This is a genomic window from Gilvimarinus gilvus (assembly GCF_030518155.1).
Classification (GTDB): Bacteria; Pseudomonadota; Gammaproteobacteria; order Pseudomonadales; family Cellvibrionaceae; genus Gilvimarinus; species Gilvimarinus gilvus.
Genome location: NZ_JAULRU010000283.1, coordinates 1 through 324 on the forward strand (window position 1 = coordinate 1; position 324 = coordinate 324).

General features: G+C 63.9%; 1 pseudogene. It reads right to left on the reverse strand.

Going from position 1 to position 324, the window contains the following annotated elements:
• Positions 1-324, reverse strand: a pseudogene (locus tag QWI17_RS04820) (UDP-3-O-(3-hydroxymyristoyl)glucosamine N-acyltransferase); the annotation flags it as partial.

Here is a 324-nt window from a genome sequence, read left to right on the forward strand (position 1 = left end):
TGCCGGAAATCCCGACACACGCAGCCATGGCGGTGTGGTCGCCGATCTGCACGTTGTGGGCGATCTGGATCTGGTTATCCAGCTTGACCCCATCGCCGATGCGCGTGTCCGACAGCGCGCCACGGTCGACCGCCGTGTTGACGCCGATTTCCACATCATCGCCGATGGTAACGCCGCCAATCTGGGCGATCTTGCGCCAGATGCCCTTCTCGTTGGCGAAGCCAAAGCCCTCGCCGCCGATCACCGCACCCGACTGAATGACCACGCGCTTGCCGATGGTGACGTCGTGATACACCGTGACCCTCGGTGCCAGCCAGCCGCCTT